Source organism: Streptomyces sp. UNOC14_S4 (assembly GCF_020740835.1).
In the GTDB taxonomy this organism is placed as follows: Bacteria; Actinomycetota; Actinomycetes; order Streptomycetales; family Streptomycetaceae; genus Streptomyces.
In genome coordinates this window covers 1-981 of sequence record NZ_JAINFC010000975.1, presented here as the reverse complement: position 1 = coordinate 981, position 981 = coordinate 1, and the positions used below count along the sequence as shown (strand labels likewise).

At 75.3% G+C, this 981-nt stretch carries 1 protein-coding gene; it reads right to left on the bottom strand.

The annotated features are described in order from the left end of the window. Window positions 1-255: 255 nt before the first annotated feature. A partial coding sequence (locus K6I34_RS37425) for an RDD family protein (protein ID WP_229332466.1) occupies window positions 256-981 on the bottom strand: 726 nt, incomplete at its 5' end.

Sequence of the window (981 nt, the reverse complement as noted above, 5' to 3'; positions counted from 1 at the left end):
GGAGGCGGCGGGGTGCCGCTCGCCCCGCCGTACGGGCCCGGGCCGCCGCCGTACGGGCCGCCCTCCGCGGGCTCCGGCGGCTTCTTCCGGAACGGGTCGTCTTCCGGAGGCTCTTGGGGGGTGCTCATGCCCCGAGTAGAACCCAGCGTCCCGGTGACCGCATCCGGCCGTGTGCCGTTCGAGTGCCCGGCACGGAGCCCGGTACAGAGACCGATACGGAGACCGATACGGAGCCCGGTACGGAGGACGTACCGCTCAGCGTCCTCCGTCGGCCGCCACGAACGTACGGGCCGCCTTGTCGTGCCAGCACTGCCGCCAGGGCCGGTCGAACAGGCACCACAGCGCGTCGAGCACACCGACGGCCACGACGCCCAGCACCCCGTAGAGCAGCCAGCGGCGCGCCGCCGCGCCGAACGAGGGAGTGTCGTGCGACTCGATGTCGAGCACGCGCACCCCGCACAGCTTCTTGCCCAGCGTGCGGCCCCACTTGGCGGTGGGCAGCGCCTCGTAGAACAGCCCGCCCACCAGCAGGACGGCGAGGACGATCGCCAGGTACGGGCCGGTGGTGCCGTCGAGGAGCCAGACCGTGACGGTCTGCCCGGACTGCTTGGCCTGCTGCACCTTCAGGTCGATGTGGTCGACGGACTTCTCGCACAGCGGCACGGCCACGGCGCTCACCACCGCGCCCAGCACCGCCGTGTCGACGAGGCGGGCGAGGAAGCGGCGGCCGAGCGGCGCGGGCCGCCCCTGCTCCTGTGCGGCACGCAGGAAGGGGTCGTCCTTCGGCGGCTTCCAGGGCAGGGACCCGACGGCGCCGGGCACTCCGGGCTGCTGCGCGAGCTGATGGACCTGCTGCGCCCAGCCGGTGGCGGGCCGCTCCCGGTCCGCCGGGGCCGGCAGCGCCTGCCGCTCCGGGACGGGCGGCAGGACGGGCGCCTCCGCGGCCTCCCGCGCCCGGCGGGCCTCGGCGGGGGCCGTACG